The organism is Bacillus sp. SD075 (genome assembly GCF_017355165.1).
GTDB lineage: Bacteria > Bacillota > Bacilli > Bacillales > DSM-1321 > Peribacillus.
Genome location: NZ_JADILK010000004.1, coordinates 1 through 25,920, shown reverse-complemented (window position 1 = coordinate 25,920; position 25,920 = coordinate 1). Strand labels below are relative to the sequence as shown.

25 protein-coding genes and 2 other annotated features are annotated in these 25,920 nt (G+C 41.1%); of the genes, 19 read left to right on the top strand and 6 right to left on the bottom strand.

Annotated elements, in window-relative coordinates; genetic code table 11:
* Positions 1-47: 47 nt before the first annotated feature.
* Both IOC57_RS04630 and IOC57_RS04625 read left to right on the top strand, forming a co-directional pair.
* Entirely contained in the window at positions 48-1,172 is a 1,125-nt protein-coding gene (locus tag IOC57_RS04630) for an N-acetyldiaminopimelate deacetylase (protein WP_207437779.1), read from the top strand.
* A 58-nt stretch (positions 1,173-1,230) separates the two neighbouring features.
* Positions 1,231-1,893 carry a potassium channel family protein gene (locus tag IOC57_RS04625; protein WP_284702805.1) on the top strand — a complete coding sequence of 221 codons (663 nt, stop codon included), beginning with the start codon at positions 1,231-1,233 and terminating at the stop codon, positions 1,891-1,893.
* Between the two features lie 80 nt (positions 1,894-1,973).
* Here the strand turns inward: IOC57_RS04625 and rnjA are convergent, their stop codons facing one another.
* Both rnjA and IOC57_RS04615 read right to left on the bottom strand, forming a co-directional pair.
* Positions 1,974-3,644: a ribonuclease J1 gene (gene rnjA / locus IOC57_RS04620; protein WP_207437618.1), complete on the bottom strand. Its 1,671-nt coding sequence runs from the start codon at positions 3,642-3,644 to the stop codon at positions 1,974-1,976.
* A gap of 3 nt (positions 3,645-3,647) precedes the next feature.
* Positions 3,648-3,857, bottom strand: coding sequence for a DNA-dependent RNA polymerase subunit epsilon (locus IOC57_RS04615; protein ID WP_034314070.1), 210 nt, complete (start codon positions 3,855-3,857; stop codon positions 3,648-3,650).
* Between the two features lie 885 nt (positions 3,858-4,742).
* On the opposite strand from IOC57_RS04615, the gene IOC57_RS04610 reads away from it, so the two are divergent.
* Positions 4,743-5,510, top strand: coding sequence for a Cof-type HAD-IIB family hydrolase (locus tag IOC57_RS04610; protein WP_309487663.1), 768 nt, complete (start codon positions 4,743-4,745; stop codon positions 5,508-5,510).
* Positions 5,511-5,556: 46 nt separating this feature from the next.
* On the opposite strand, the gene def is transcribed toward IOC57_RS04610, so the two are convergent.
* Entirely contained in the window at positions 5,557-6,111 is a 555-nt protein-coding gene (def, locus tag IOC57_RS04605) for a peptide deformylase (protein ID WP_207437617.1), read from the bottom strand.
* Positions 6,112-6,352: 241 nt separating this feature from the next.
* Positions 6,353-6,508, bottom strand: a complete 156-nt coding sequence (locus tag IOC57_RS04600; RefSeq protein ID WP_207437616.1) for a YjcZ family sporulation protein — start codon at positions 6,506-6,508, stop codon at positions 6,353-6,355.
* 212 nt (positions 6,509-6,720) lie between these two features.
* On the opposite strand from IOC57_RS04600, the gene IOC57_RS04595 reads away from it, so the two are divergent.
* The 6 genes from IOC57_RS04595 to IOC57_RS04570 all read left to right on the top strand — a co-directional run bounded on the left by IOC57_RS04595 (position 6,721) and on the right by IOC57_RS04570 (position 14,407).
* A complete protein-coding gene (locus IOC57_RS04595; protein ID WP_207437615.1) occupies positions 6,721-7,383 on the top strand; it encodes a YkyA family protein in 663 nt (220 codons plus the stop codon).
* A 641-nt stretch (positions 7,384-8,024) separates the two neighbouring features.
* Positions 8,025-9,140, top strand: coding sequence for a pyruvate dehydrogenase (acetyl-transferring) E1 component subunit alpha (gene pdhA / locus IOC57_RS04590; RefSeq protein ID WP_207437614.1), 1,116 nt, complete (start codon positions 8,025-8,027; stop codon positions 9,138-9,140).
* A gap of 3 nt (positions 9,141-9,143) precedes the next feature.
* Positions 9,144-10,121 (top strand): alpha-ketoacid dehydrogenase subunit beta, encoded by a 978-nt coding sequence (locus tag IOC57_RS04585; protein ID WP_053345166.1) that lies wholly within the window; start codon positions 9,144-9,146, stop codon positions 10,119-10,121.
* Positions 10,122-10,242: 121 nt separating this feature from the next.
* Entirely contained in the window at positions 10,243-11,601 is a 1,359-nt protein-coding gene (locus tag IOC57_RS04580) for a dihydrolipoamide acetyltransferase family protein (RefSeq protein WP_207437613.1), read from the top strand.
* A gap of 3 nt (positions 11,602-11,604) precedes the next feature.
* Complete coding sequence (gene lpdA / locus IOC57_RS04575; protein WP_207437612.1) at positions 11,605-13,017, top strand: dihydrolipoyl dehydrogenase; 1,413 nt, start codon at positions 11,605-11,607, stop codon at positions 13,015-13,017.
* A 562-nt stretch (positions 13,018-13,579) separates the two neighbouring features.
* Entirely contained in the window at positions 13,580-14,407 is an 828-nt protein-coding gene (locus tag IOC57_RS04570) for a polysaccharide deacetylase family protein (RefSeq protein WP_207437611.1), read from the top strand.
* Between the two features lie 25 nt (positions 14,408-14,432).
* Here IOC57_RS04570 and IOC57_RS04565 read toward each other — a convergent pair whose 3' ends face one another.
* Positions 14,433-14,867 (bottom strand): DUF1885 family protein, encoded by a 435-nt coding sequence (locus tag IOC57_RS04565; RefSeq protein WP_207437610.1) that lies wholly within the window; start codon positions 14,865-14,867, stop codon positions 14,433-14,435.
* Between the two features lie 372 nt (positions 14,868-15,239).
* On the opposite strand from IOC57_RS04565, the gene IOC57_RS04560 reads away from it, so the two are divergent.
* Positions 15,240-15,365 (top strand): GapA-binding peptide SR1P, encoded by a 126-nt coding sequence (locus IOC57_RS04560; protein WP_207437609.1) that lies wholly within the window; start codon positions 15,240-15,242, stop codon positions 15,363-15,365.
* Between the two features lie 180 nt (positions 15,366-15,545).
* On the opposite strand, the gene IOC57_RS04555 is transcribed toward IOC57_RS04560, so the two are convergent.
* Complete coding sequence (locus IOC57_RS04555; RefSeq protein ID WP_207437608.1) at positions 15,546-17,003, bottom strand: aminotransferase class I/II-fold pyridoxal phosphate-dependent enzyme; 1,458 nt, start codon at positions 17,001-17,003, stop codon at positions 15,546-15,548.
* Between the two features lie 416 nt (positions 17,004-17,419).
* Here IOC57_RS04555 and IOC57_RS04550 point away from each other — a divergent pair, with 416 nt between their 5' ends.
* The 9 genes from IOC57_RS04550 (at position 17,420) to trpA (ending at position 25,892) form a co-directional block, all read left to right on the top strand.
* Positions 17,420-18,379, top strand: coding sequence for an NAD(P)H-dependent flavin oxidoreductase (locus IOC57_RS04550; RefSeq protein WP_207437607.1), 960 nt, complete (start codon positions 17,420-17,422; stop codon positions 18,377-18,379).
* A gap of 57 nt (positions 18,380-18,436) precedes the next feature.
* Positions 18,437-18,712: a UPF0223 family protein gene (locus IOC57_RS04545; RefSeq protein ID WP_207437606.1), complete on the top strand. Its 276-nt coding sequence runs from the start codon at positions 18,437-18,439 to the stop codon at positions 18,710-18,712.
* 76 nt (positions 18,713-18,788) lie between these two features.
* Positions 18,789-19,019, top strand: a binding site (T-box leader).
* Positions 19,020-19,054: 35 nt separating this feature from the next.
* Positions 19,055-19,291, top strand: a binding site (T-box leader).
* Between the two features lie 171 nt (positions 19,292-19,462).
* Positions 19,463-20,857 carry an anthranilate synthase component I gene (gene trpE, locus IOC57_RS04540; RefSeq protein ID WP_207437605.1) on the top strand — a complete coding sequence of 465 codons (1,395 nt, stop codon included), beginning with the start codon at positions 19,463-19,465 and terminating at the stop codon, positions 20,855-20,857.
* The gene (locus tag IOC57_RS04535; protein ID WP_207437604.1) at positions 20,854-21,459 is read left to right on the top strand and encodes an anthranilate synthase component II; all 606 of its coding nucleotides are present in this window, start codon (positions 20,854-20,856) and stop codon (positions 21,457-21,459) included. The genes trpE and IOC57_RS04535 overlap by 4 nt, the downstream gene beginning before the upstream one ends.
* Before the next feature lie 27 nt (positions 21,460-21,486).
* A complete protein-coding gene (gene trpD / locus IOC57_RS04530; RefSeq protein ID WP_207437603.1) occupies positions 21,487-22,509 on the top strand; it encodes an anthranilate phosphoribosyltransferase in 1,023 nt (340 codons plus the stop codon).
* The gene (gene trpC, locus IOC57_RS04525; RefSeq protein WP_207437602.1) at positions 22,509-23,285 is read left to right on the top strand and encodes an indole-3-glycerol phosphate synthase TrpC; all 777 of its coding nucleotides are present in this window, start codon (positions 22,509-22,511) and stop codon (positions 23,283-23,285) included. Before trpD ends, trpC begins: the two co-directional genes overlap by 1 nt.
* A gap of 10 nt (positions 23,286-23,295) precedes the next feature.
* The gene (locus tag IOC57_RS04520) at positions 23,296-23,910 is read left to right on the top strand and encodes a phosphoribosylanthranilate isomerase (protein WP_207437601.1); all 615 of its coding nucleotides are present in this window, start codon (positions 23,296-23,298) and stop codon (positions 23,908-23,910) included.
* A 4-nt stretch (positions 23,911-23,914) separates the two neighbouring features.
* Positions 23,915-25,120: a tryptophan synthase subunit beta gene (gene trpB, locus IOC57_RS04515; RefSeq protein ID WP_207437600.1), complete on the top strand. Its 1,206-nt coding sequence runs from the start codon at positions 23,915-23,917 to the stop codon at positions 25,118-25,120.
* Positions 25,113-25,892, top strand: a complete 780-nt coding sequence (trpA, locus tag IOC57_RS04510; RefSeq protein WP_207437599.1) for a tryptophan synthase subunit alpha — start codon at positions 25,113-25,115, stop codon at positions 25,890-25,892. Before trpB ends, trpA begins: the two co-directional genes overlap by 8 nt.
* Positions 25,893-25,920 lie beyond the last annotated feature (28 nt).

Below are 25,920 nucleotides of genomic sequence, written 5' to 3'. Positions count from 1 at the left end.
GGATAAATATATCCACGCTTTCTGTATAGGGAGGAAATAATGTGAAAATAAATCCTTTTGCCGAAATCCGGCGTGATTTGCATCAAATACCGGAGATAGGATTCAAAGAATTCAAGACGCAGCAATACCTACTGAATTACATAAAGAATCTTGCCCAGGAGCGGATGGAAATAGAAACTTGGCGGACTGGGATATTTGTGAAGGTTAAGGGAATGAACCCACGAAAAACTATTGGCTACCGGGCTGATATAGACGGTCTGCCGATAAAAGAGGAAACCGGATTGCCGTTCGCATCCAGCCACGAGGAATATATGCATGCCTGCGGTCATGATTTTCATATGAGCATTGGTTTGGGATTATTGACATATTTCACCGAAAATCCGATCGATGATGACTTGCTATTCATCTTCCAGCCTGCAGAAGAGGGTCCTGGCGGAGCTGAACCAATGCTTAAATCGGAAACCATGAAAAAATGGAAGCCGGATATGATTCTTGCTTTACATATTGCTCCAGAGTATCCAGTTGGGACGATTGCCGTTAAAGAAGGGCTTCTATTTGCCAATACATCTGAATTATTCATCGATTTGAGGGGGAAAGGAGGGCATGCAGCCTATCCGCATGAAACAAATGACATGGTCATTGCTGCCTGCGCGCTTGTAGGGCAGCTGCAAACAATCGTTTCCAGGAATGTAAACCCACTTGATTCAGCTGTCATTACAGTTGGGAAAATTACCGGAGGCACCGTTCAAAATATTATTGCGGAGACAGCGCGGTTAGAAGGCACAATACGCACCCTTAACCCCGAATCGATGGTAAAGGTCAAGTCAAGAATAAAAGCGCTTATAGATGGTATACAAGTGGGATATGAGTGCTTGGCTGAAATCGATTATGGCGCGATGTATCACCAGGTGTTTAATGAAGAACGGTTGACCCGGGAATTCATGGATTTTACAGAGAAGTCAACTGCTGTTCTTTTGCATCAATGCACTGAAGCGATGACAGGTGAAGATTTTGGTTATATGTTAAAGGAGATTCCAGGATTCATGTTCTGGCTGGGGGTTTCATCAGAATACGGATTGCACCACGCTAAGTTAAATCCGGATGAAACTGCGATTGAACTCGCGATTAATCACCTAACGGACTATATAACGTTTAAAGGAAGCGAAGCGTAAAAGTGCTTTTCAGTACAGAACATGCTCAAATAAGAGAACGAATGATGTTGGAGGGCTTATTGTGAAAAAAGAATTTGCGGTGATTGGACTAGGCCGTTTTGGCGGCAGCATAGTCAGGACATTAGCCGAAGAAGGATTAGGTGTTCTGGCTATCGATGCTGACGAAGATCGAGTGAATGAATTTGCCAGGATCGCTTCACATGCCGTAGTAGGGGATACGACGGATGAAAATGTACTGAGGAACATAGGAATTCGTAATTTTGATCACGTCATTGTAGCGATTGGCGAGAATATTCAAGCTAGTATATTGACGACCCTCATGCTTAAGGAATTGGGTGTCGGCAATGTAACGGTTAAAGCGCAAAATGATTATCATGAGAAGGTTCTTCGGAAAATCGGGGCCGACTTTGTCGTGCACCCCGAACGAGATATGGGGAGAAGGATTGCCCATAATATCGTCTCCAATAACATTCTCGATTATTTGGAGCTTTCTGATGAACACTCCATCGTCGAAATTGTTGCAAGCCAAAAGATGAATGGAAACTCGATATTTGACCTTGATATCCGTGCTCACTATGGGCTGAATATCGTCGCGATCAAAAGAGGTAACGAAATCAATGTATCCCCACAGGCGAGCGATTTAATTCATAAAGGTGATATATTGATCGTCATTGGCGCGGATTCGGACATTAATCGCTTTGAAAAAAAAATTGTGGAATAAGCAAGGCTTGCTCAATATCTGGCAGCATGCACTTTTCATCCACAAAGAAGCCCAGCCATCAATGGCTGGGCTTCTTTTATTTATTGAACTTCCATGATGATCGGTAGGATCATTGGACGGCGTTTGGTTTTTTCATATAGGAATGGAGATAAAGTGTCTGTAATTTCATTTTTAATTTCAGACCACTGTGTAGTTTTGCGATCCATCACCTTATTTAAATGCTTAGTGATCAAGGATTGAGCATCGCTGATCAGGTCTCCTGATTCTCTCATATAAACAAATCCGCGTGAGATGATGTCAGGACCGGATGCAATCTTGAATTCCTTCATATTGATGCTGACAACGACAACCACAAGACCTTCCTCGGAAAGAATCCGACGGTCACGGAGAACGATATTACCGATATCCCCGATGCCGCTTCCATCGATATAAACCGAACCTGAAGGGATTTTACCAGCGATTTGTGCTGTGTTTTCACTTAAGGAAAGAACTTCACCATTATCCATGATAAAGCAATTTTCTTCCGGAACACCGCAATCGACTGCATGACGGGCATGTAGTTTTTGCATACGGTATTCACCATGGATTGGCATGAAGAATTTTGGTTTTATCAAACGAAGCATTAGCTTTTGTTCCTGCTGTCCGCCATGTCCGGATGTATGAATGTCATTCAATGGACCTGAAATGACGTCTGCTCCTGCACGATATAATTGATTGATCGTTCTGGAAACACTGATTGTGTTACCTGGGATAGGTGAAGATGAAAATACTACAGTATCACCAGGAATGATTTGAATTTGACGGTGAGTGCCATTCGCTATGCGCGAAAGGGCTGCCATTGGTTCACCTTGGCTACCTGTGCAAAGGATGGTTACTTTATTTGCAGGCATACGATTCAATTGCTGTACATCAATAAAAGTATCTTTAGGAGCCACAATATAACCAAGTTCTTGTCCAATTGATATAGCTGAATCCATGCTTCGGCCAAAAACGGCTATTTTACGGCCGTTAGCCACGGCTGCTTCCACAACTTGCTGAAGACGATGGATGTTCGATGCAAACGTTGCAAAAATAATCCGGCCGTCAACCTTACGGAAAATGTCATGAATGGTATCGCCGACACGGCTTTCGGACATAGTAAAGTTCTGAACTTCACTATTTGTGCTATCCGAGAGTAAGCACAATACACCTTCTTTACCGATTTCAGCCATCTTGGTCAGGTTTGCAGGCTCGCCGACTGGTGTGAAGTCGAATTTGAAATCACCAGTATGGACAATTTGTCCAGGTGGCGTTTTTACAACGATTCCATAAGAGTCAGGGATACTGTGAGTTGTGCGGAAGAAAGAGACGGACGTTTTCCGGAACTTGATCACTTCATCTTCACTGATTTCAATCATGGTTGTTTGGCGTAAAAGGCCGTGTTCTTCCAATTTATTACGAAGCAGTCCTAGTGCCAGCTTCCCGCCGTATACAGGGACATTCACTTTTCTAAGTAAATAAGGAATCCCACCAATATGGTCTTCATGGCCATGGGTAATGAAAACACCTTTAATTTTATCTACATTTTTCTCTAAATAGCTGTAATCTGGAATCACATAGTCAATACCCAGAAGTTCATCTTCAGGAAATTTAATTCCAGCATCAATGATGATGATTTCATCTTGAAACTGAACAGCATATGTGTTCTTACCGATTTCGCCTAAACCGCCCAAGGCGAATACAGCTGTTTGATCGTTTTTTACAAATTTCATAAATTATAGCTCCAATACTTTGTAATCTTCATTTTGTTTTTCATATTCTAAATATGCTCCGGTTACGGGTAGTACGATTTCTACGTTATAAGGCTCTTTTTTTAATTTTAAACGAACGTCACGAACGGATTCACCTTCGACAAACATTGTTTTAGTATTCTCCCTGATGGGAACCTCTGATATGGTTACTTGATAGTATACCTTAAAAACCATTTTAATCTCTCCTCACTTGTTTGCATTGCTTTTTTCATTATATATAAAAACAACAATTTTTTCATGTTTTTCAACATCATGTAAAAATAAACCCAGCTCCGCCATAAAAACGGAAGGGGTTTGATGAATTAAATATACCAATGTCTAAAAGTATATAAAAAATAGATGGCCGATTCTGGTATCAATCCAATTGTAGCTTCCTCTATCTTATATCCTATCCGTTTTTGCCATGTGTAAAACTTAAATCATGGGATCTTTTTTCGTAAACGAATTCTTTCTGAATTCATACAGTACCACCATGCACATTGTTTGGTGAAAATACAATGACACATATTTTGATTGAAATATGTATTCACCTGACCATATAAAAGCCAAGATAGAAAGAATGCTTAACAAGAACTTTACAACAAGGAAGAAGCCCTCCGCAAGTTTTTGAAGGGCTGTCCGAAAAAAATTCGCTTAAGGATGACGGCCAAGGCAGGAATGAGTGGCAAGTCATGCGATAGATTTTTTTCTTAAAAGATCATTCCACTGTTTAACAAGCTTTTTACGAAGCTTTTTTAACATGGCGATCACGCTCCCTTAGTTATTATTGTATAGGATTATTCAATAATGTAAATACGTCTTTACAGGTACAGGGCCCATTTTTGAAAAAAAAGGCTGCTTCAAACAATCAACCGGAGTTTTAGAGGCAAAAGAAGGATGGGGGAAGTGTAATCTGGAAGCCTGAGTTGGTTTCTATTAAGAATAGTATATACCCATTCCTGAATAAAAAACGTAACTTTGAGTTGAATCCGATAGAGTTACTTGACTTATCTTGATGACAATTATTAAATGGGTACATATTAAAAAGGAAAAAATGAATGAATTGGAAGTGAATCGTTAGTGAAAATCGTATTCTTTGATATTGACGGAACATTGCTTGATCATGAAAAAAAGTTACCTGCTTCAACAAAAAAAGCCATAAAGCAACTGCAGGATAGCGGGGTTTTTGTAGCGATTGCTACTGGAAGGGCTCCGTTCATGTTCGAGTCTTTAAGGGAAGAGCTTGGCATCGATACATTCGTGAGTTTCAATGGACAATACGTTGTTTTTGAAGGGCAAGTTGTTTATAAAAACCCTTTGAGCATACCTGAGATAAAACGGCTCCACGAACATGCTGAGAATAATGAGATACCGATCGTCTTCATGAATGAGGAGACAATGAAATCGAGTGTTCCACATCATGGCCGAATTGAAGAAGCATTAAGCAGCCTGAAGTTTCCCCACCCTGAACATGTGGCAGATTTTTATGAGGACCATGATATATACCAAGCCTTACTATTCTGCTCGGAAGATGAAGAAGGGAATTTTGTTGGGAAATATGATGACTTTCACTTCATTAGATGGCATGCGTATTCGACGGATGTACTTCCATTCGGGGGTTCAAAAGCTGAAGGCATTAAAATATTAATGGAAAAAGTCGGGTTTGCCATGGAGGATGTTTACGCCTTTGGAGATGGCTTAAATGATATAGAGATGTTAAAAGTAGCGGGATATGGCGTGGCAATGGGGAATGCCGGTCAACTTGTGAAGCAAGAGGCCGACTTTGTAACGAAGGATGTCGATGATGATGGCATACTTTTTGGTTTGAAGGAACTTGAACTGATATAAAAACAACACCCCCGTCAACCAACAGATGGGGGTGTTGCTTATTACGTTACCTTTCCACCGCAATTGAATTTTCCGGAATGGCATAGGGGTCTTCCTTATTGATATGATCATAAAACATAATTCCATTAAGGTGGTCGATTTCATGTTGAAAGCAAATGGCTGCGATGCCTTTCAGGCGGAGTTGAATCGATTTCCCTTCCAGGTCCGTACCCACAACCGTTATTCGAGCATAACGGGGCACATAGCCGGAAACGGGACGATTTACGGAAAGGCAGCCTTCACCGGATGTTAAGTATGCTTTTTCAACTGAATGGCTAATGAGTTTAGGGTTGAAAAGTGCGTAGCTATACAGTTGATCATCTTTTTCTTTCAAATGCACCGCGATCATCCTTTTTGAAACATTCACCTGTGGTGCGGCCAAGCCGATTCCTGCCCTTAACCCGTACAGAGCAGCAATATCGGGCTTCTGGCTGTTTTGGACATATTCCATCAAGCTGGCTAATAGTTGCTTATCTTCATATGATGCAGGAAGCGGAACCTCTACCGCGACTTGCCTTAAGATTGGATCGTCTTCATTAACAAAATCATCCATGGTAAGCATAATCTTTCACCCCATAAAAATTCTTATAAAATATGTATAGGTTATTTTAACAAAAAAAATGCTGAAAGTTAATGGATGGTCAATGAAAGAAAAATGGAAGGGATGGAATCAAGTCGATTAATTCCTATCCCAGCCATTACTTTATTTAGATGTTGAGGTCTTTTTAAAAAAAATCAATCATTTTTTGTGGATCAGGGTAAATAGTTAACATTTTCGGGTAAAGGTAATAGTAATTACCTGTTTAGCATAAGCACGCGCCAACAATGATTAGCAGAATGAACAGGACAATGATTATGGCAAAGCCGCTTCCAAAGCCGCATCCTCCACCATCACCATAACCATAGCTGGGTGCAACGGAAACTGGATAACAGCAATCCTGGTTGTAACCTCCATACATAATTTCATACCTCCGTTTTTTGTATTATTAAAATGCTGACCACTCTGATTTGAAACGGTCCCTACAGCCTATGCAGTATGGTTTAAAGGGTGTAGGCTAGCGCCCAGTAATGAAAAAAACCTGTTCGGAATATGATTGTAACAAGTGTCTGCGGCTTATAAGGTATTTTAGAGAAATATGAATCTTCGAAGAACTATCAGAAGGAGCTGTCTATGTTGAAACGTTTTGGTCCATATGTTATTTTACTTCTTACTTTAATGATCTTGACTGGTTGTTTTAATGGTTCACCGGAAGAAAGAATCCACAAAATCCTAGAGAAAACTGCAGAAAAGGAAAGTGATTTCACCGATCATCAAGAGCCTCTTAATGATCTGGAGAAAAAAGAAAAAGAAAAATATGAGAAAATCATTAAACTTGGATTGGATGATTATGAACAGATCGTCGATCTTTCAGATGAAGCAACCAAGAATATCGACCAAAGGGAAAAAATAATTGAAAAGGAACAAAGCAGTATGAAATCCTCAAAAGAACAATTCAACCAGATAAATGAACAAATTGGGAAAATAAAGGATGAAAAGATAAAAAAAGAAGCGACTGAAATGAAAAGGGTCATGAGTGAGCGCTATAGCACCTATGATAATTTATATGATGCCTATCAACAAAGTCTGGCTTATGATCGTGAATTATATGAACTTTTTAAAAAAGAGGATTTGAAAATGGATGAATTACAAGTGCAAATCGAGAAGATCAATACCTCTTATACAAAAGTTCTGGAAGCAAATGAGGAATTTAATGCATTAACGGAAAAATCAAATCAAAAAAAAGAAAGTTTTTATGATAGTTCCGGCATAGAAATGGCTGATTCAACAAAATAATATACTAAAGATGGGCTGTGATCCTCACTCACAGCCCATCTTTAGTTCAATCCAGTTTATTTATGGACTGAAAAATACTAAAATGGTCTTTTTGTGCAAGCAGTTTGATGTGAATTTTCATACCTGTACTAAAAAAAAGCGATAACTAAAAATCTAACAGCAGACTTATATGAAAGCGTTTGAATGTTTTTTTGGAATATTATTTTAAAGGCTCAAATGCCCTTCGTTAAAGCAGTTTTGGAATCGATCTGTTATGCCGGGGAATTGAAATTTTATCGTTCGCCATCCTTAAATTGAAAAATACGGAAAATTTAATAGTACAGTTGTGAAGTGTAAACTAATACAGTGGGGAAGTATGAGTATTGGGAAATTTATTAAATCAAAATTATAAGGAACTTCAAGTGATTGACTTGATGTTAATTCATTTGTAAACTTAATCTATAAAAATTCTTGTATCATTTTCCTTGATTTTTTTTATGGTACAGAATAAGATTGAGACATATTAAGCATATCTACGTTTGAGGGATTAGTCTTAAGGGGAAAATAAAAGAATGAATTGTTGAAGAAACTAAAAAGCAAACTATTTTTTGCTTTATAGAATAATAATAGCAAACCTTTTTAATGAAAGGATGAGGTGCCAAATGGCTCAAAAAACTAAACAAGCTAAAATTAATGTTCAAGAACAGCTTAAGAAAGTAGAAGAACAATTTGAAACTTTTCAAATTTTAAATGAAGAGGGAGAAGTCGTTAATGAAGCGGCAATGCCTGATTTAAGTGATGAACAACTGCAAGAATTAATGCGCCGTATGGTTTATACACGTATCTTGGATCAACGTTCTATATCGTTGAACCGTCAAGGAAGATTAGGTTTCTATGCACCGACTGCCGGACAAGAAGCTTCTCAAATCGCTTCCCAGTATGCTTTGGAAAAAGAAGATTTCATTCTGCCTGGTTACCGTGATGTTCCGCAAATCGTTTGGCACGGCCTGCCGCTTTGGCAAGCATTCTTATTCTCCCGGGGACATTTTAAGGGAAATCAAATTCCTGAAGACGTTAATGTAATTTCCCCTCAAATCATTATCGGGGCTCAATATATCCAAGCTGCCGGAGTGGCTCTTGGGTTGAAGAAGCGCGGAAAAAAAGCTGTTGCCATCACATATACAGGTGACGGTGGAACCTCACAAGGTGACTTCTATGAAGGAATTAATTTTGCAGGTGCATATAAAGCGCCGGCTATCTTCATTGTGCAAAATAACCGTTTCGCAATCTCGACACCGGTAGATTTGCAATCAGCAGCGAAAACACTAGCCCAAAAGGGTGTGGCTGCAGGTATTCCTGGCATCCAGGTTGATGGTATGGATGCTTTGGCTGTTTATACAGCAGTTAAAGAAGCACGTGAACGTGCAATTAATGGTGAAGGCCCTACATTGATTGAAACATTAACATACCGTTATGGTCCACATACGATGGCTGGGGATGACCCGACACGTTACCGTACTTCCGAAATGGATAACGAGTGGGAACTGAAAGATCCATTGGTCCGTTTCCGTAAGTTCTTGGAAAACAAAAAACTTTGGAATGAAGAATTAGAGAACGAAACGATAGAAAAAGCAAAAGACGATATTAAAGAAGCAATCAAATTGGCAGATGCAGAACCTAAGCAAAAAGTTACGGACCTTATTGAAAATATGTATGAAGAAATGCCTTATAACTTAAAAGAGCAGTATGAAATTTATAAAGAGAAGGAGTCGAAGTAAGCCATGGCTCAATTGACGATGATTCAAGCAATTACAGAAGCATTACGTACAGAACTTAAGAATGACGAGAATGTACTCGTTTTTGGGGAAGATGTTGGTCTTAATGGAGGAGTTTTCCGTGCAACGGAAAATCTTCAAAAAGAATTCGGCGAAGATCGTGTATTCGATACACCTCTTGCTGAATCTGGAATCGGTGGATTAGCGGTCGGTCTTTCTTTACAAGGTTTCCGTCCTGTTCCTGAAATTCAATTCTTCGGATTTATATATGAAGTAATGGATTCCGTAAGCGGTCAGCTTGCTCGTATGCGCTACCGTTCAGGCGGACGTTACAGTGCGCCGGTTACAATTCGCTCACCTTTTGGAGGTGGAGTGCATACTCCGGAAATGCACGCTGATAGCTTAGAAGGTTTAATGGCTCAGCAACCAGGGTTAAAAGTAGTTATCCCTTCAACTCCTTACGATGCAAAAGGCTTATTGATTTCAGCGATTCGTGATAATGACCCTGTCATTTTCCTTGAACACATGAAATTGTACCGCTCTTTCCGTCAGGAAGTTCCTGAAGAAGAATATACAATCCCATTAGGAAAAGCGGATGTGAAAAGAGAAGGAACGGATCTATCCATTATTACGTATGGTGCGATGGTGCAGGAATCCATCAAGGCAGCTGAGGAATTGGCTAAGGAAGGTCATTCCGTCGAAGTGGTCGACTTACGGACTGTATCTCCATTGGATATTGATACAATCATTGCTTCTGTAGAAAAAACAGGACGCGCTATCGTTGTTCAAGAAGCACAAAAGCAAGCTGGTATAGCAGCGAATGTTGTAGCGGAAATTAACGAACGTGCCATTTTGAGCTTGGATGCTCCAGTACTGCGAGTGGCGGCTGCTGATACGGTATTCCCGTTTTCACAAGCTGAAACAGTATGGCTCCCTAATTATAAAGACATTATTGAAACGGCGACTAAAGTCTTGAAGTTTTAACAATCTTAAGTAATGGGAATGAATGTCCTGCTTGGGAAAGTAATTTTGCATTAACGCCAATGCAAGATAAAGGACTTTATTCAAAGCACTAAGTATGATTTAATATAGGAGGTTGAACTCAGTGGCATTCCAATTTAGACTCCCTGATATCGGAGAAGGTATACACGAAGGTGAAATAGTGAAATGGTTTGTAAAACCAGGAGATAAGATTCAAGAAGATGACGTGCTTTGCGAGGTCCAAAACGATAAGGCCGTTGTTGAAATCCCATCACCGGTGGAAGGTACCGTTGAAGAAATCCTTGTTCAAGAAGGAACGGTTGCCGTTGTTGGCGATGTACTTGTAACATTCGATGCTCCAGGTTATGAAAATCTTCAGTTTAAAGGGGATCATGGAGAAGAAGCGAAGTCAGAAGGTGAGAAGGATACGGAGGCCCAGGTTCAAGCAACTGCTGAAGCTGGACAGGAAGTCAAGAAAGAGGCTGCTCCGGTTCAAGAAAATAGCGGAGTTACGGGCGCGGGATCACAGCCACAGGTTGAGGCAGATCCTTCACGACGTATTATCGCCATGCCTTCTGTTAGGAAATATGCACGCGAACAAGGGGTAAATATTCGTGAGATTTCTGGTTCTGGGGATAATGGCCGCATCATGAAAGAAGACATAGATGCTTTCAAAACCGGCAAAACTGCTCCACAGCAACCAGCAGCTCAAAGTGAAGCTTCACAACAAAATGATACGGAAACAACCGAAAAACAAAAAGTTTCAATTCCAGAAGGGCAATATCCTGAAACTCGCGAGAAAATGAGCGGCATGAGGAAAGCGATCGCAAAAGCAATGGTTAAATCCAAACAGACAGCTCCGCATGTAACATTAATGGATGAAGTCGATGTTACGCTATTGGTTGCTCACCGTAAGAAATTCAAGGAAATTGCTGCAGAAAAAGGAATCAAGCTTACATTCCTACCTTATGTTGTTAAAGCGTTAACAAGTGCATTACGTGAATTCCCTATGCTTAACACATCATTTGATGATGAGGCTAGTGAGATTATCCATAAACACTATTACAATATCGGGATTGCAGCGGACACAGACAAAGGGCTGCTCGTTCCAGTTGTGAAGGATGCAGATCGTAAATCAACTTTTGCCATTTCACAAGAAATCAATGAATTAGCGACGAAAGCCCGTGACGGCAAATTGGCGCCTAACGAAATGAAAGGTGCTTCTTGCTCCATTACGAATATCGGTTCCGCAGGCGGTCAATGGTTCACACCTGTAATCAATCATCCAGAAGTTGCCATTCTAGGGATTGGACGCATTGCCGAAAAAGCAATTGTACGCGACGGGGAAATTATCGCCGCTCCAGTTCTGGCATTATCACTGAGCTTTGATCACCGCATGATTGATGGAGCAACAGCTCAACATGCATTGAATCATATCAAAAAGTTATTGAACGACCCAGAATTATTGTTAATGGAGGCGTAAACAATGGTAGTAGGAGATTTTCCAATCGAAACAGATACTTTAGTGATCGGTTCAGGCCCAGGGGGATATGTTGCCGCAATTCGTGCAGCACAGCTTGGACAGAAAGTGACGGTCGTTGAAAAAGGAACAATCGGCGGAGTTTGTTTGAATGTGGGCTGTATTCCATCGAAAGCTTTAATTTCGGCGGGACACCGTTTCCATGAAGCGCAGCATTCAGAAGATATGGGTATCTTTGCAGAAAAAGTTACTGTTGATTTTTCTAAAGTACAAGCTTGGAAAGGTACTGTTGTAAAAAAACTAACAGGCGGTGTAAGCAGCCTGTTAAAAGGTAATAATGTTGATGTTGTAACTGGCGAAGCTTATTTCGTTGATGAAAACAGCATCCGTGTTATGAATGATGATTCAGCCCAAACATATACATTTAAAAACGCAATCATCGCTACTGGTTCATCACCAATCGAGATTCCGTCCTTTAAATATACGAAACGTGTACTTAATTCCACTGGTGCCCTTTCATTGGAAGAAGTTCCAGGTTCGATCGTGGTAATCGGCGGAGGTTATATCGGTACTGAGCTTGGCGGAGCATTCGCAAGCTTTGGCACTAAGGTGACCATCCTTGAAGGTACGGAAGAAATTCTTTCTGCTGGCTTCGAAAAACAAATGGCAGCACTTGTTAAGCGTAATCTTAAAAACAAGGGTGCTGAAATTGTTACTAAAGCCAATGCTAAAGGCGTGGAAGAAACTGAAACAGGTGTAACTGTAACTTATGAAGTAAAAGGCGAAGAGAAAAAGGTTGAAGCCGATTACGTTTTAGTAACAGTTGGACGTCGTCCAAATACTGCTGAAATCGGCCTTGAACAAGTCGGAATCAAAATGACTGACCGTGGTTTGATCGAAACGGATAAACAATGCCGTACAAGCGTGAAAAACATTTACGCAATCGGTGATATCGTTTCTGGACCTCAGTTGGCTCATAAAGCTTCTTATGAAGGTAAAATTGCAGCTGAAGCCATTGCAGGACATTCATCAGAAATCGACTATCTTGCTATTCCGGCTGTTGTATTCTCTGAACCGGAACTTGCTTCTGTCGGTTATAATGAAAAGGAAGCGAAGGAAGCTGGAATCGAAGCGCTTGCTTCTAAATTCCCATTCGCTGCAAATGGACGTGCACTTTCATTAAATAATACGGACGGATTTGTGAAGCTTATCACTCGCAAAGAAGACGGATTGGTAATTGGAGCACAAATTGCAGGACCGAACGCTTCTGATATGATTGCAGAACTTGGTTTAGCTATCGAAGCAGGAATGACTGCCGAAGATATTGCGATGACAATCCATGCACATCCAACTTTAGGGGAAATCACAATGGAAGCTGCTGAAGTTGCCCTTGGAACTCCTATTCACATCATTAAGTAATTCATTTAAAAAAAGCGTACTGCCTAATGCAGTACGCTTTTTTTGCATTGGCCAAATGAAGACCCCCCATTCATTTTTTTCTTCTCACTAGTTAAATGAAAAGGACAAAAAGGGCATAAGCTATAAAAAGGACTTCTTACTTTTTTCTTTAAAAGGGTTTAAAAAAGCTAATTGAGGATAAAAAATAAGATGAGCGATGTGCTAAAGGAATATTTTTTGCCAATAAAAAGATCAGGGCTGATATATTCATATTAAAATGAGGTGGATCACTTGAAAAATTATCTGGTAATCCTCTTTCAACTAATCGTATGGAGTGGGTATACATTAGTTGAATGGCTGTCTGTTAACGATCGGTTCGTTTTCAAATTATTCATGTTTCTGGTCTTTTCTTATTTAGCCATTTACATTGGTAAAATAATTTTAAAATCCAATAGACGAACCATTCTTGTTACCGTGATAAGCCTTTTATGTTACGGGACTTTGCAAATCCTTTTGGAAACGCTAGTACCCGTTTATTGAATTTTTGGTAAGCCTCAATGACACAAGAAACCACGGAGGAATCATGATTAACAAAGTAGTAGCATCATTTACCTTAGTATCATTTTTATTGATGGCTTGTAATGATCCGAGTTCCGTTCAAACGGAAAAGGGGAATGGAAAAAGTGTGGAAACGACAACAACGGTCCCAGATGAAAGCCAGCAAGAGAAAGAGTTGAAAAAAGAAACGTCAAAAACAATTGGCGAAGGGAATGTAAAGGCAGAATATCGGGTGGATAAAGAGAATTGGTCATTTAAACCCATTAGGGATGCAAATCCAAAAGTGGTGTTGTTAACATTTGATGATGCACCTGATAAATATTCTCTGGAAATCGCCCGAAACCTGAAGCGACTAAATGTGCCGGCGATATTTTTCGTGAACGGCCATTTTCTTGAAAATGATGAAAATAAAGCGATGCTGAAAGAAATTCATGAAATGGGTTTTTCTATCGGCAATCATACATATTCCCATGTGAATTTAAAAGAGTTGACCGAAAAGGAACAGGAGCGGGAAATCGTAAAATTGAACAATTTGGTTGAGGGCATTATTGGGGTACGCCCTAAGTACTTTAGGGCGCCATTTGGATCGAATACCGAGCATTCAAAAAAAGTCGCTGAGAAAGAAAAAATGTTGGTCATGAATTGGACATACGGATATGACTGGGAAAAAGAGTATCAGGATAAAAAAGCTTTAACGGAGATCATGTTGAACAGCCCTTATTTAGGAAATGGTGCGAACTTACTGATGCATGACCGGAAATGGACAAGTGAAGCGATAGAGGATATCGTGAAAGGTTTTCAAAAGAAAGGTTATAAGATCCTTGAGCCAAAATTAATTGAGACGCCTGCATGAGCCAATTTAGGCATCTGCAGGTTTTTTATTTCCTTGGATAATAATACATCACCCTTTTATTGAAGAGATGTAGCTGTGCCCGTAATTTCTTTGCAAGGAACTTGCACAATTCATTAGCTTTTCCCTTATCCCCGAAAGTGGCAGTTTCAGGGAGGGTGAATTGGATATAGGATTGAATCCGCTCTGAACCATCTTCATCCTTAACGACTTCTTGGTCAACGCCTATCAATATCATGTGATATCGATCTTCCTTGGATTGGAGGTATATGGCCTTATCTTTCATTCTTTCCGGTTCTTTCATTTCATAAGGAAATGCTTTTTTATCATAGTCCCAATCCAGTTGCTTTCCGGTTTTCGCTGTGATCATTTGATAATAGTTCAGCAGTTCTTTCACATCTTCGATGGTTACAGTCCCTTTAGCGGACTCAGGGACAAGTTTGATATAGGCATTTTCAGTCATGTGGATCCCCCTTAGGTAGATAGGATATAAGAATATATTAACATTTTTTGGATGTGTTATATACATAACTATATGTAAATTAAAAGGCGAAATTCCTTTTTTACCTTGCTTTGCTGAAGTAAGAAGTGTGTGTAATATGTAAAAAGAGCTACAAGGTGCCCTGCGTTTTTAAAAAACTCTCGTGTTTTAATAAGTTGAATCAGTCTAACGAACGATGGAATCCATTTCTTCCAACGTGACGTTTCATTAAATGGGAAAAGTATATGTGTTATACTTTTTAACTTGAAATAATAAATGTGTTATATTATAATTCATATAAAGCGGTTACATTACGTCATTGATGCATACAATATAGAGGAAGGGGTTGTAAAAATGGGAACTATCGTATGTCAAACTTGCAATAGCACGATTGAACATTTTGAAGATGAAAAAGTAAGTGTACTATATACACACAATCACAACTGCCAAAGCTGTGATACAGCTGCCTCTGAAAATTAAATGGAAAAGGGATTTTAAGATTAATAGAATTTAAGGGTGTTTCAGGATTGTAACCTGGAGCACCCTTTTTATAGAAGTTAACGAAGGGAATTTCTTCTGTTTTTACGGGGAGTTACTGGTTCATTAATAAAGGTGGCCAAAAAACCAGAGCAGCACCCTGCTCTGGTTTGATGGGATCAATCATTTTTTTATGATGCGTAAATATTTTATTTCTGGGTCCTCAGGGCCTTGAACAGGAAGGCCGGCCTCGATGTTTTTCCGGATGTAATTGATATTATCTTCAGTAATCAACTCACCTGGTATGAAGATCGGTATACCTGGAGGGTAAACCATGATGAATTCTGCGCTAATTTTGCCGACTGATGCCTCAATGGGAACCACTTCGGTTTCTGCATAAAATGCCTCCCTGGGTGATAAAGCCAATGGTGGTGTATCAGGAAGCAGGACTTCAATTTTTTCATGTTCAGCCGCCATTTCCTTAAACTCATCCGATAAGTCTTTAAGGGCAGCGATCAGCAGGTCCGCTTCCGTTTTTGAGTCTCCAGGAGTTATTAGGCAAAGGATGTTGTACAAGTCAGATAGTTCCACTTCGATATTATGCTTTTCACGAAGCCATTTCTCAACGTCGTATCCGGTAATATTCAATTCCTTAATGGATATGATCAATTTAGTCGGGTCATAACTAAAGGCTGCCTCACTCTCGAGAATTTCGCTGCCGACACAGTAAAGATAAGGAATCTCATTAACGGCCTCACGGATAAACTCTGCGAGATTGATCGCTTCATTGATCATTTCCCTGCCTACCGTCGCAAGTTGTCTTCTAGCCGTATCCAGGGAAGCCAGAAGGATATAGGAGGTTGAGGTGGTTGTGAGCATGCTCAATATGGCTTGAACACGATTTGCGGAAACTAATCCAGTCTTAACATTTAATATCGAACTTCCCGTTAGTGAACCGCCCAGTTTATGAACACTCGTCGCAGCCATATCTGCTCCAGCTTGCATGGCTGACATCGGCAAGTCTTCATGGAAGTGTATGTGGACACCATGTGCTTCATCAACGAGTACTGGGATTTGGTGGGAATGAGCAACTTCCACTATTTTTTGCAAATCAGCCGAAATGCCGAAATAAGTGGGATTGATGACAAGCAATCCTTTTGCATCACTATGTTCCCTTAGCGTTTTTTCAACGGCATCGACGGTGATTCCGTGTGAGATGCCCAAATCTTTGTCTATTTCAGGATTGATGAAAATGGGAACCGCCCCGGAAAATACAATGGCCGACATTACGGATTTATGTACATTCCTTGGGACGATGATTTTGTCCCCAGGTCCGCATACTGTCATGACCATCGTCATGATTGCTCCACTTGTTCCTTGAACGGAAAAGAATGTGTGATCTGCCCCAAAAGCTTCAGCGGCAAGATCCTGAGCTTGTTTAATGATCCCCTTTGGCTGATGGAGATCATCGAGTGGAGCGATGTTGATTAAATCTATGGATAATGCATTTTCTCCAATGAAATTACGGAAATCAGCGTCCATTCCTTTTCCTTTTTTATGACCTGGAATATGAAATTGAACGGGATTTTTTTTTGCATGCTGCAATAAAGCAGTATATAAGGGTGTTTCATTCTGTGACAATTCTTTGTGGCCCCTTTTCAGTAAAATAGGTTTGAAATGTTTAGGAGCATATACTCCCTTTCTATTACGTTCGGATGTTTCCCCGATTACATTCGTGTGGATAGTAAGCTTGTGATAGACATAAAACATATGAATTATAGCACGTCTTATAATAAATGCCTAGAGTGACTTTTAATGTCCTGCTTAAACCATTTCCATATGTCTTTGTTGTTAAGGGGCTCAATAAAATTATCGGCAGATTATAAATATCCATTTTCCTAGTATTTACTGGATTTACTCAAGAATTCTTCTTTTATTAATATTGAATGTATGAGTTAAAAAATTGAACGGGTAAACAATATTTGCCATAATGAAACTAATGATTTGAATTTTAGCTAAATAAATAAACCACCAAAATGAAAAGGGAGATGAGGAGTTTGAAGTGGAAAACGCGTGTGACCGATTTGTTAGGTATTCAATACCCAATCGTACAAGGGGGATTGGCCCATTTAGCATATGCAGACCTGGCCGCAGCAGTTTCGAATGCAGGAGGGCTAGGGCAGGTAACGGCCATGTCCTTGGCCAACCCGGAACAATTGATAGATGAAATTAGAAAAACCAAATCATTGACGGATAAACCGTTTGGTGTGAACTTTGCAATCGGTCAGCATGGAAGACCTTATGAACATATGCTGGAAGCTGCCTTGAAAGAGGATATCGCAGCTGTTTCCGTAACAGGTGGTAACCCAGCACCATTTCTTGATTATGTCAAAGGCACCCAGGTGAAAAAACTCGTGCTTGTTGCTGCAAAAAGACAGGCAATGAAGGCTGAACAGCTTGGGGCAGATGCAGTGATGGTAGTTGGTCAGGAAGGAGGAGGACATTTAGGCCGTGATGATATTGGGACTTCTGTGTTAATTCCTCAAGTCGTGGACTCTGTGAAAATTCCAGTCATCGCCTCGGGCGGTTTTGGCGATGGACGCGGTTTGATGGCAGCATTGTCCCTTGGTGCCGAAGGAATCGAGATGGGAACACGATTCATAGCAGTCAAGGAGTGTGTTCATGCACATGAATTATATAAAAATGCCTTGGTTTCCGGTACAGAAAATGATACCGTTGTCATCAAGCGGTCCATTGGTGCACCAGCCAGGGTAATTGCAAACAGCTGGACCGATAAGATCCTTGAAATAGAAAAAGAAAACGGCGGATATGAACAATTGAAGAATTACATAAGCGGCAAAGCGAATCAGCGCTATATCCATGATGGTATCGAAGGTGAAGGGTTTGCCTGGGCTGGACAAGTGATGGGGCTGATTCATGATGTACCATCGACTGCTGAATTATTCAGTCGGATTATCGATCAGGCGGAAGCAATCCGTTCAAAATGGGCAGACTGATGATGCATGGTCTGCCGGACAACATGAAAAACTATCTAGAAGGAGCGTGTATAGGGTATGGATTATCAATATCCAATGGATCTTGATTGGTCTACTGACGAACTCGTAGATGTGATTAAATTCTTTGAAGCGGTAGAAAAGGCTTATGAAAATAAAATACAAAAGGATGTATTTATGAAGGCTTACCGAAGATTCAAGGAAATAGTCCCTGGTAAGGCGGATGAAAAAAAGTATACGGATGAGTTTGAGTCGGTCAGCACCTATTCAGCATATCTTGTTATTAAGAAGGCAAAAGGAATCGACGACGGAGACTGGATAAAAATGAAAAATTAAAAAATAAAAATATAATTTTTAGAAAACTCCATTGACTTACTGAAAAGATTGTTTTAACATAATAATCAAGAAAAAGATAAAGGCAGTGACGAAGAAGAGTACCTTAATGATGTTCTGCAGAGAGCCAGTGGTTGCTGAAAACTGGTGAACGAATTTAAGCGAATGGACTTCCGAGCCCCAAACCGAAACGGATCAACGGAGTAGGCTTTGGCGATTATCTCATCGTTAATGGAGATAGGCATATAAATGCCGTAAAGTGAGCTAATTTAGCTAATTAAGGTGGTACCACGGGTTCCTCGTCCTTTGGATGAGGGGCCTTTTTGCGTTTTTATGGAAATGATAATTAAATCTATGACTGAGAGTAGTAATCTTTTTAGATGCGTCACAGAGAGCCGGAAAAGGTGGAAACCGGTACGATATAAGAAGATGAATGGACTTATGAGTGGTTTCTTGAAATAAGTAGGGAAACTCGGCTGCCACCGTTAAAGGGTAATCGCAAGAATTTTTCATTCTTGCTTGAGAGGGAAAAATGATTCGTTTTTCCAACTTGAGGTGGCACCGCGGTATACCGTCCTCTGCAGACACATATTTGTGTTTGCAGGGGATTTTTTTATTGGGATTTCGATATATATACCTTTTAGAGAAAACGTCAAAAATTATCCGGAGGAAATGAAAACTCAGGCACTTGGCCAAAAAAGGTTTTCCCTTCGAGGGTTTATTAGATTGCATAAGAATCGGGAGGGAATTGAGATGAATAATTTGGATGAAAAAAAAATACTCCGTTTCAAAATGGATACAATTGAAGGGGATATCCACACACCCATTGCCATATTTCAGAAATTAGATGGTGACCAGAAGTTTTTATTGGAAAGTTCCAATTCGCATCATGACAATGGCCGCTACTCTTATCTAGGTTCAAAACCTTACATGGAGGTGACATCACTTGCTGACCAAGTATATGTGAAAAACACTGAAACAGGTGACCAAATCGTAAAGAACATCAATATCATCGAGTTTCTAAAAAACGAATTATTAGTGGAAATAGGAGAGGCTCCCATACATCTTCCGCCTTTTAACGGTGGTGCAATCGGATATATGGGCTATGATATCATTCGACTATATGAAAATATAGGTCCGGTGCCTCCTGATTCCCTGCAAATGCCTGATGCTCATTTTCTTTTTTATAAAGAACTGTATATATTCGATCATGTTCTGCAGAAGATCCATCTTTTGACTGCGGAAGAAAATAGTGAAAAAAGTATATTGGGAATGAAAGAAATCATCAATCAGGCAAGCAAGCCCCCAAAGGAAATATCGTCGGAATATTTGGAATTCAATTCGAATTTCAGTCAGGATGAATTCGAGAAAATGGTCCTTGAAGTTAAAGCGGCGATTGTAGCCGGTGAAGTGTTCCAAGTTGTTTTATCACAAAGGTTTAAAGCGGACTTCGATGGGGAGCCTTTCGATGCCTACCGTCGTTTGCGATTAGCCAACCCTTCTCCTTATATGTTTTATATAGAATTTGGTGATTATACAATTATTGGATCGTCCCCGGAGAGTTTGATCAGTGTTTCATCAGGAATGGTTCATGTTAATCCAATTGCCGGCACTCGGCCGAGAGGGAAAACGGATGAAGAAGATAAGGGCTACGAAAAAAGCCTGCTGATGGATGAAAAGGAACTCGCCGAGCATAAGATGCTTGTTGATTTGGGTAGAAATGATCTTGGCAGGGTTTGCGAAATCGGTTCAATCCATCTTACCGAGGAAATGGAAATTCAAAGATATCAGCATGTCATGCATATCGCTTCGAAGGTTAGCGGAAAGCTTAGGGAAGGATACACGAGTTTAGATGCGCTGACGGTCTGCCTCCCGGCCGGGACAGTTTCTGGTGCCCCTAAAATCAGGGCAATGGAGCTGATCAATGAACTGGAAAATTGTAAACGGGGGATGTATTCGGGCTCGATAGGGTTCATAGGTTTTGGTGGGGATCTTGATATGGCTTTAGCCATTCGGACGATGATCATTAAAGATGGCAAGGCCTACGTACAGGCAGGCGCAGGAATTGTATATGATTCAGACCCAAAAACGGAATTTGAAGAAACACAAAATAAAGCACGCGCTTTAATGGAGGTTCACACAAAATGATTTTATTAATTGATAACTATGACTCGTTCACTTACAACCTTTATCAATATTTAGGAGAAGTGGAAAAAGAAATCATAGTAAAAAGGAATGATGAAATCACACTTGCAGAAATTGACGAACTGAATCCAATGGCAATCGTCATTTCCCCGGGACCCGGCAGACCGGAAGATGCTGGTATCAGTATGGAAATCATCCGTAACTTTTATGAGAAGGTCCCACTATTAGGCATTTGTTTGGGGCATCAGGCCATTGGGGCAGTTTTTGGTGCGAATGTGGTTGGAGCGAAACAAATCATGCATGGGAAAACATCGGTTATCGAACATGATGGAACAGGTGTATTTGCCAAACAGGAGATACAATTCCCGGTAATGCGTTATCATTCCCTTGTAGTTGAAAGGGCGAGTCTGCCGGATGAACTGACTGTGACGGCAGTAGCACTGGATGATGGGGAGATCATGGCGATGAAACATCAAGATTTCCCGCTCTTCGGTTTACAGTTCCACCCTGAATCAATAGGGACGAAAATCGGCAAGGAATTATTACATCAATTTTATGAGATTGCGGGAACCTTCCAATCAGAGAAGGAACAATCCGTCTTATAAAACAAAAAACGACTGGGGGAGTTAGCGGTGAAGGAGTATTTAGCGAAGTTAGCAGAGCGTCAAACATTGACGGAAGAAGAGATGAGCAGAGCAGCCCAATTGTTATTTTCTAAAGATATCACCGAAAGCGAGATGGCAGCATTCATCATTGCCCTAAAATCCAAAGGGGAAACGGCAGGTGAAATAGCAAGCCTTGTCAGAGTCATGAGAAAAGAAGCGAGAAGTGTACAAACAAGCTCTCTTCATGTAATGGATAATTGCGGAACGGGAGGAGATGGGTCGCAAAGCTTCAATATAAGTACAGCATCAGCATTCGTGCTTGCTGGTGCCGGTGTCAAAGTTGCCAAACATGGAAACCGTAGCATTTCAAGCAAAACGGGCAGCGCGGATGTATTGGAAGAATTAGGTGTTAATTTGTACCTGGAGCCTGACATGTTAAAAGAACTGTTGGAGGAAAATGGAATCACATTCTTATTTGCCCCATCGGTCCACCCTAATATTGCACGGATAATGAAAGTGAGAAAAGAACTGAAAATCCCGACGATATTTAATCTCATCGGTCCTCTGACAAATCCAGTTCAACTCGACACGCAATTAATGGGAATTAATCGACGCGATATGCTCGAGCTTTTTGCGGAAGTCCTACATAAATTAGGCAGGAAACGTGCAGTCGTGATAAATGGTGCCGGTTTTATGGATGAAGCGAGCCTACAGGGTGAAAATTCACTCGTGCTTTTGGAGCAAGGGGATATTATCCCATTTACGCTGCATCCCGAAGAGGTGGATCTGCCGGTTTACGGAAATGATGCCATCCGCGGCGGTGACGCCAAACAAAATGCCGATATCATGCTTAGGCTTCTCAAAGGGGAAAAAGGGGCCTATCGTGATACTGTTTTATTGAATGCTGGATTGGGATTATACGCAAATGGTACGGCAGCAACGATCAAAAAAGGGATCTCCATGGCCAAAGAAAGCCTTGATAGCGGAGCGGCTCTTGCAAAGTTAGAAAATCTGATTGCTTATGGCAATCGAAATAAGGTGGTCATGTAATGGAAAATATCTTAACGAAAATCATTGAACAGAAAAAGGTGGAAGTCGCAAAATTAAAAGAAAGGGGCTTAGATGATTCGGTAATGGTCAACATAGTCAGACCATCTTTGGTGGAAAATTTGAAAACAGCGAAATCGATGGCGGTTATCGCGGAAATAAAACGGGCGTCCCCTTCAAAGGGGGACATTAAAATCAATGTAAATCCGATCGAGCAGGCCCTTTCATATGAAAGGGCCGGAGCGGCGGCGATATCGGTATTGACGGATGAGGTTTTCTTTAAAGGATCAATTGCGGATTTGAGAATCGTAAGCGAGGCCATACGGATTCCTAGGCTGTGCAAAGATTTCATCATCGATGAAATCCAGATCGATCGCGCCCATCAAGCTGGTGCCACTATCATTCTATTGATTGTGGCTGCACTTTCTGAAGGACGCCTTCATGAATTATATCAATATGCAAAAAAGAAGGGACTTGAAGTATTGACGGAAGTCCATGATGAAGCCGAACTGAAACGGGCTCTCGAGCTGAATGCAGAGCTCATTGGGATTAACAATCGTAATTTAAAGACCTTCCAAGTGGATTTGGCTGTAACGGAACGACTGGCGAAGTTACTTGATCCAAAACGCCATATCATTATCAGTGAAAGTGGAATCAAGACAAAAGAAGACGCGATGCGTGTGAAAGAAGCTGGTGCAAAAGCGATTTTAGTCGGGGAGACACTGATGACTGCAGCAAACCTTCCGCAAGCGATGGCCGAACTGCAAATGAGTATATAAGGAGATTAATATGTTAGTGAAAATCTGTGGGATAAAGACATTGGCAGCCGCTCAGACTGCTGTTGGATCAGGGGCAGACTTCATTGGTTTCATTTTTGCCGAGAGTAGCAGGAAGGTTGAGCCAGAGATAGTTGGAGAATTCGGAGCGAATCTAGCTGGACCTGTTAAAAAAGTCGGAGTGTTTGCCAATCAAACTGAACAAGAAGTGATAAAAATGGCTGAAATTGCAGGATTGGATTATATTCAGCTTCATGGTAACGAGTCTGCCAGCTTCGCCCGCAGAATGCCCCTACCGGTGATCAAGGCCTTTGCCGTCCATTCAGAGAAAGACCTTGAAAACCTTCATGAATACCCAGCAGATTATCTATTAGTTGATCTTCCTAAGAGTTCTTCTGGAAAGGGATTGACTTTGGATTGGGAAATGATCCGAAAAGTGGAGCTGCCACTGGGGAAGTTGATTCTAGCAGGTGGGCTGACTCCGGAAAATGTCGGAAAAGCGATTAATGCCGTTTCACCATTCGCGGTTGACGTAGCCAGTGGTGTTGAAACAAACGGATTGAAAGATGCTGGAAAAATAAAAGCATTTATTAATGAGGCAAAATATAAAGCCGGAAAAGAGGAATGAATAGATGAACACTTATACACAGCCTGATAAAACTGGACACTTTGGAGCATATGGAGGCCGTTTCGTTCCGGAAACTTTAATGGCGGCGATTACAGAGCTTGAAGAAGTATATGAACAATCTAAAAATGATTCTGAATTCCAAAGGCAGCTAAGTTATTACCTGAAACAATATATCGGTCGGGAAACACCTCTTTATTTTGCGGAGAACTTAACGAGACTAGCTGGTGGTGCAGATATTTATCTGAAGCGCGAAGACTTGAATCATACCGGAGCCCATAAAATAAATAATACGATCGGTCAGGCTTTGCTAACACAGAAAATGGGCAAGAAAAAGGTGATTGCCGAAACGGGTGCAGGGCAGCATGGTGTTGCAACGGCGACTGTGTGTGCTTTATTGAAGTTGGAATGCATCATCTTTATGGGAGAAGAAGATATCAGGAGGCAGAAATTGAATGTATTCCGGATGGAGCTTTTGGGAGCAAAGGTCATATCCGTGTCACAAGGAAGCGGGACACTGAAGGATGCAGTCAATGAGGCGTTACGATATTGGGTGGCGAATGTGGATGACACCCATTATATAATGGGGTCCGTTCTTGGTCCGCATCCATTCCCCGTTATTGTACGTGATTTTCAAAGTGTGATAGGGAATGAAACGAAGCGTCAATATTCGGAGGCGGTTCATTCCCTACCGGATGCAGTAGTCGCTTGCATAGGCGGAGGAAGTAATGCAATGGGAATGTTTTATCCCTTCATTGAGGATGAAACTGTAAAGTTATACGGAGTGGAAGCGGCAGGGCATGGGCTTGAAACACCATTACATGCTTCAAGTTTGACGAAAGGGAAACCTGGGGTGCTCCACGGGGCATTTATGTATGTATTGCAGAACGAGGACGGTCAGATCCAGGAGGCACATTCAATTTCGGCAGGGCTGGATTATCCTGGTGTAGGGCCTGAACATAGTTATTTAAAAGATACAAGTCGGGTGGAATATACTTCCGTAACCGATGATGAAGCTTTGGAAGCTCTAGCGATGCTTTCAAGGGAGGAAGGGATCATCCCTGCTTTAGAAAGTTCACATGCCATTTCCTACGGTTTAAAGCTTGCCAAAGAAATGGAGAAAGGAACAGGACTGGTGATTTGTCTGTCCGGCCGTGGTGATAAGGATGTTGAAACGGTCCAATCTTTGATGGGGGGTAGTGAACATGAATAAATTAGCAAACGCACTTGAAGAATGCCAAACAAAGCAGGAGAAAGCATTCATACCATATATAATGGCCGGAGATGGAGGGCTGGAACGGTTAAAAAGCCAGCTTCTTTTCCTTGAAAACAGCGGGGCGACTGCTGTGGAACTAGGTATACCATTCTCTGACCCTGTCGCTGATGGACCGGTTATCCAACAAGCTGGCATCCGATCTTTGGAAAATGGCACCACTTTAAAAGATGTCCTGAAAAAAGTAATGGAGATCAAAAATGATGTGACTATCCCGATTATTTTAATGGGCTATACAAATTCAATCTTGGCATATGGCCTTAAAGAGTTTACGAATGACTGTCTCCAAGCAGGGGTTTCCGGGTGCATCATCCCTGATTTACCGATTGAGGAAGAAGCCATCTTTTCATCAATCAAAACTGCAGGAATCGTTCTTATCCGACTTGTGACACTCACGTCTTCGGAAGAACGTATCACGGAGATTACCGCAGGTGCGGAGGGATTTATCTACGCAGTTACAGTCAAAGGCATTACAGGTGCCCGTGACGCCTTTGGAGAAGAACTTGGGGGCTATTTAAAGAAGGTTAAAGAGATAAGTCCTGTTCCTGTTCTTGCTGGGTTCGGCATATCGACGCCAGATCATGTCCGTGATGCAATACAATACTGCGATGGTGTCATTGTCGGCAGCAAGATCATCGAATGCTTCGAGACAGGTAAGGAAGATCAAATTAGTGACTTGATACTAGCAAGCAAAGGCTTAGTGCGAAAATAAGGAAAGGAGAGCCTCCATGGCTCTCCTC

Bases quoted from the DNA above. Each gene is read 5' to 3' on its own strand.
- trpB (WP_207437600.1), top strand. From the start codon at position 23,915: ATGAACACTTATACACAGCCTGATAAAACTGGACACTTTGGAGCATAT.
- IOC57_RS04570 (WP_207437611.1), top strand. From the start codon at position 13,580: ATGATTAACAAAGTAGTAGCATCATTTACCTTAGTATCATTTTTATTG.
- rnjA (WP_207437618.1), bottom strand. From the start codon at position 3,644: ATGAAATTTGTAAAAAACGATCAAACAGCTGTATTCGCCTTGGGCGGT.
- pdhA (WP_207437614.1), top strand. From the start codon at position 8,025: ATGGCTCAAAAAACTAAACAAGCTAAAATTAATGTTCAAGAACAGCTT.
- trpE (WP_207437605.1), top strand. From the start codon at position 19,463: ATGAATAATTTGGATGAAAAAAAAATACTCCGTTTCAAAATGGATACA.
- IOC57_RS04520 (WP_207437601.1), top strand. From the start codon at position 23,296: ATGTTAGTGAAAATCTGTGGGATAAAGACATTGGCAGCCGCTCAGACT.
- IOC57_RS04535 (WP_207437604.1), top strand. From the start codon at position 20,854: ATGATTTTATTAATTGATAACTATGACTCGTTCACTTACAACCTTTAT.
- IOC57_RS04615 (WP_034314070.1), bottom strand. From the start codon at position 3,857: ATGGTTTTTAAGGTATACTATCAAGTAACCATATCAGAGGTTCCCATC.
- IOC57_RS04600 (WP_207437616.1), bottom strand. From the start codon at position 6,508: ATGTATGGAGGTTACAACCAGGATTGCTGTTATCCAGTTTCCGTTGCA.
- trpA (WP_207437599.1), top strand. From the start codon at position 25,113: ATGAATAAATTAGCAAACGCACTTGAAGAATGCCAAACAAAGCAGGAG.
- IOC57_RS04585 (WP_053345166.1), top strand. From the start codon at position 9,144: ATGGCTCAATTGACGATGATTCAAGCAATTACAGAAGCATTACGTACA.
- def (WP_207437617.1), bottom strand. From the start codon at position 6,111: ATGCTTACCATGGATGATTTTGTTAATGAAGACGATCCAATCTTAAGG.
- lpdA (WP_207437612.1), top strand. From the start codon at position 11,605: ATGGTAGTAGGAGATTTTCCAATCGAAACAGATACTTTAGTGATCGGT.
- IOC57_RS04565 (WP_207437610.1), bottom strand. From the start codon at position 14,867: ATGACTGAAAATGCCTATATCAAACTTGTCCCTGAGTCCGCTAAAGGG.
- trpC (WP_207437602.1), top strand. From the start codon at position 22,509: ATGGAAAATATCTTAACGAAAATCATTGAACAGAAAAAGGTGGAAGTC.
- IOC57_RS04560 (WP_207437609.1), top strand. From the start codon at position 15,240: ATGGGAACTATCGTATGTCAAACTTGCAATAGCACGATTGAACATTTT.
- IOC57_RS04595 (WP_207437615.1), top strand. From the start codon at position 6,721: ATGTTGAAACGTTTTGGTCCATATGTTATTTTACTTCTTACTTTAATG.
- IOC57_RS04545 (WP_207437606.1), top strand. From the start codon at position 18,437: ATGGATTATCAATATCCAATGGATCTTGATTGGTCTACTGACGAACTC.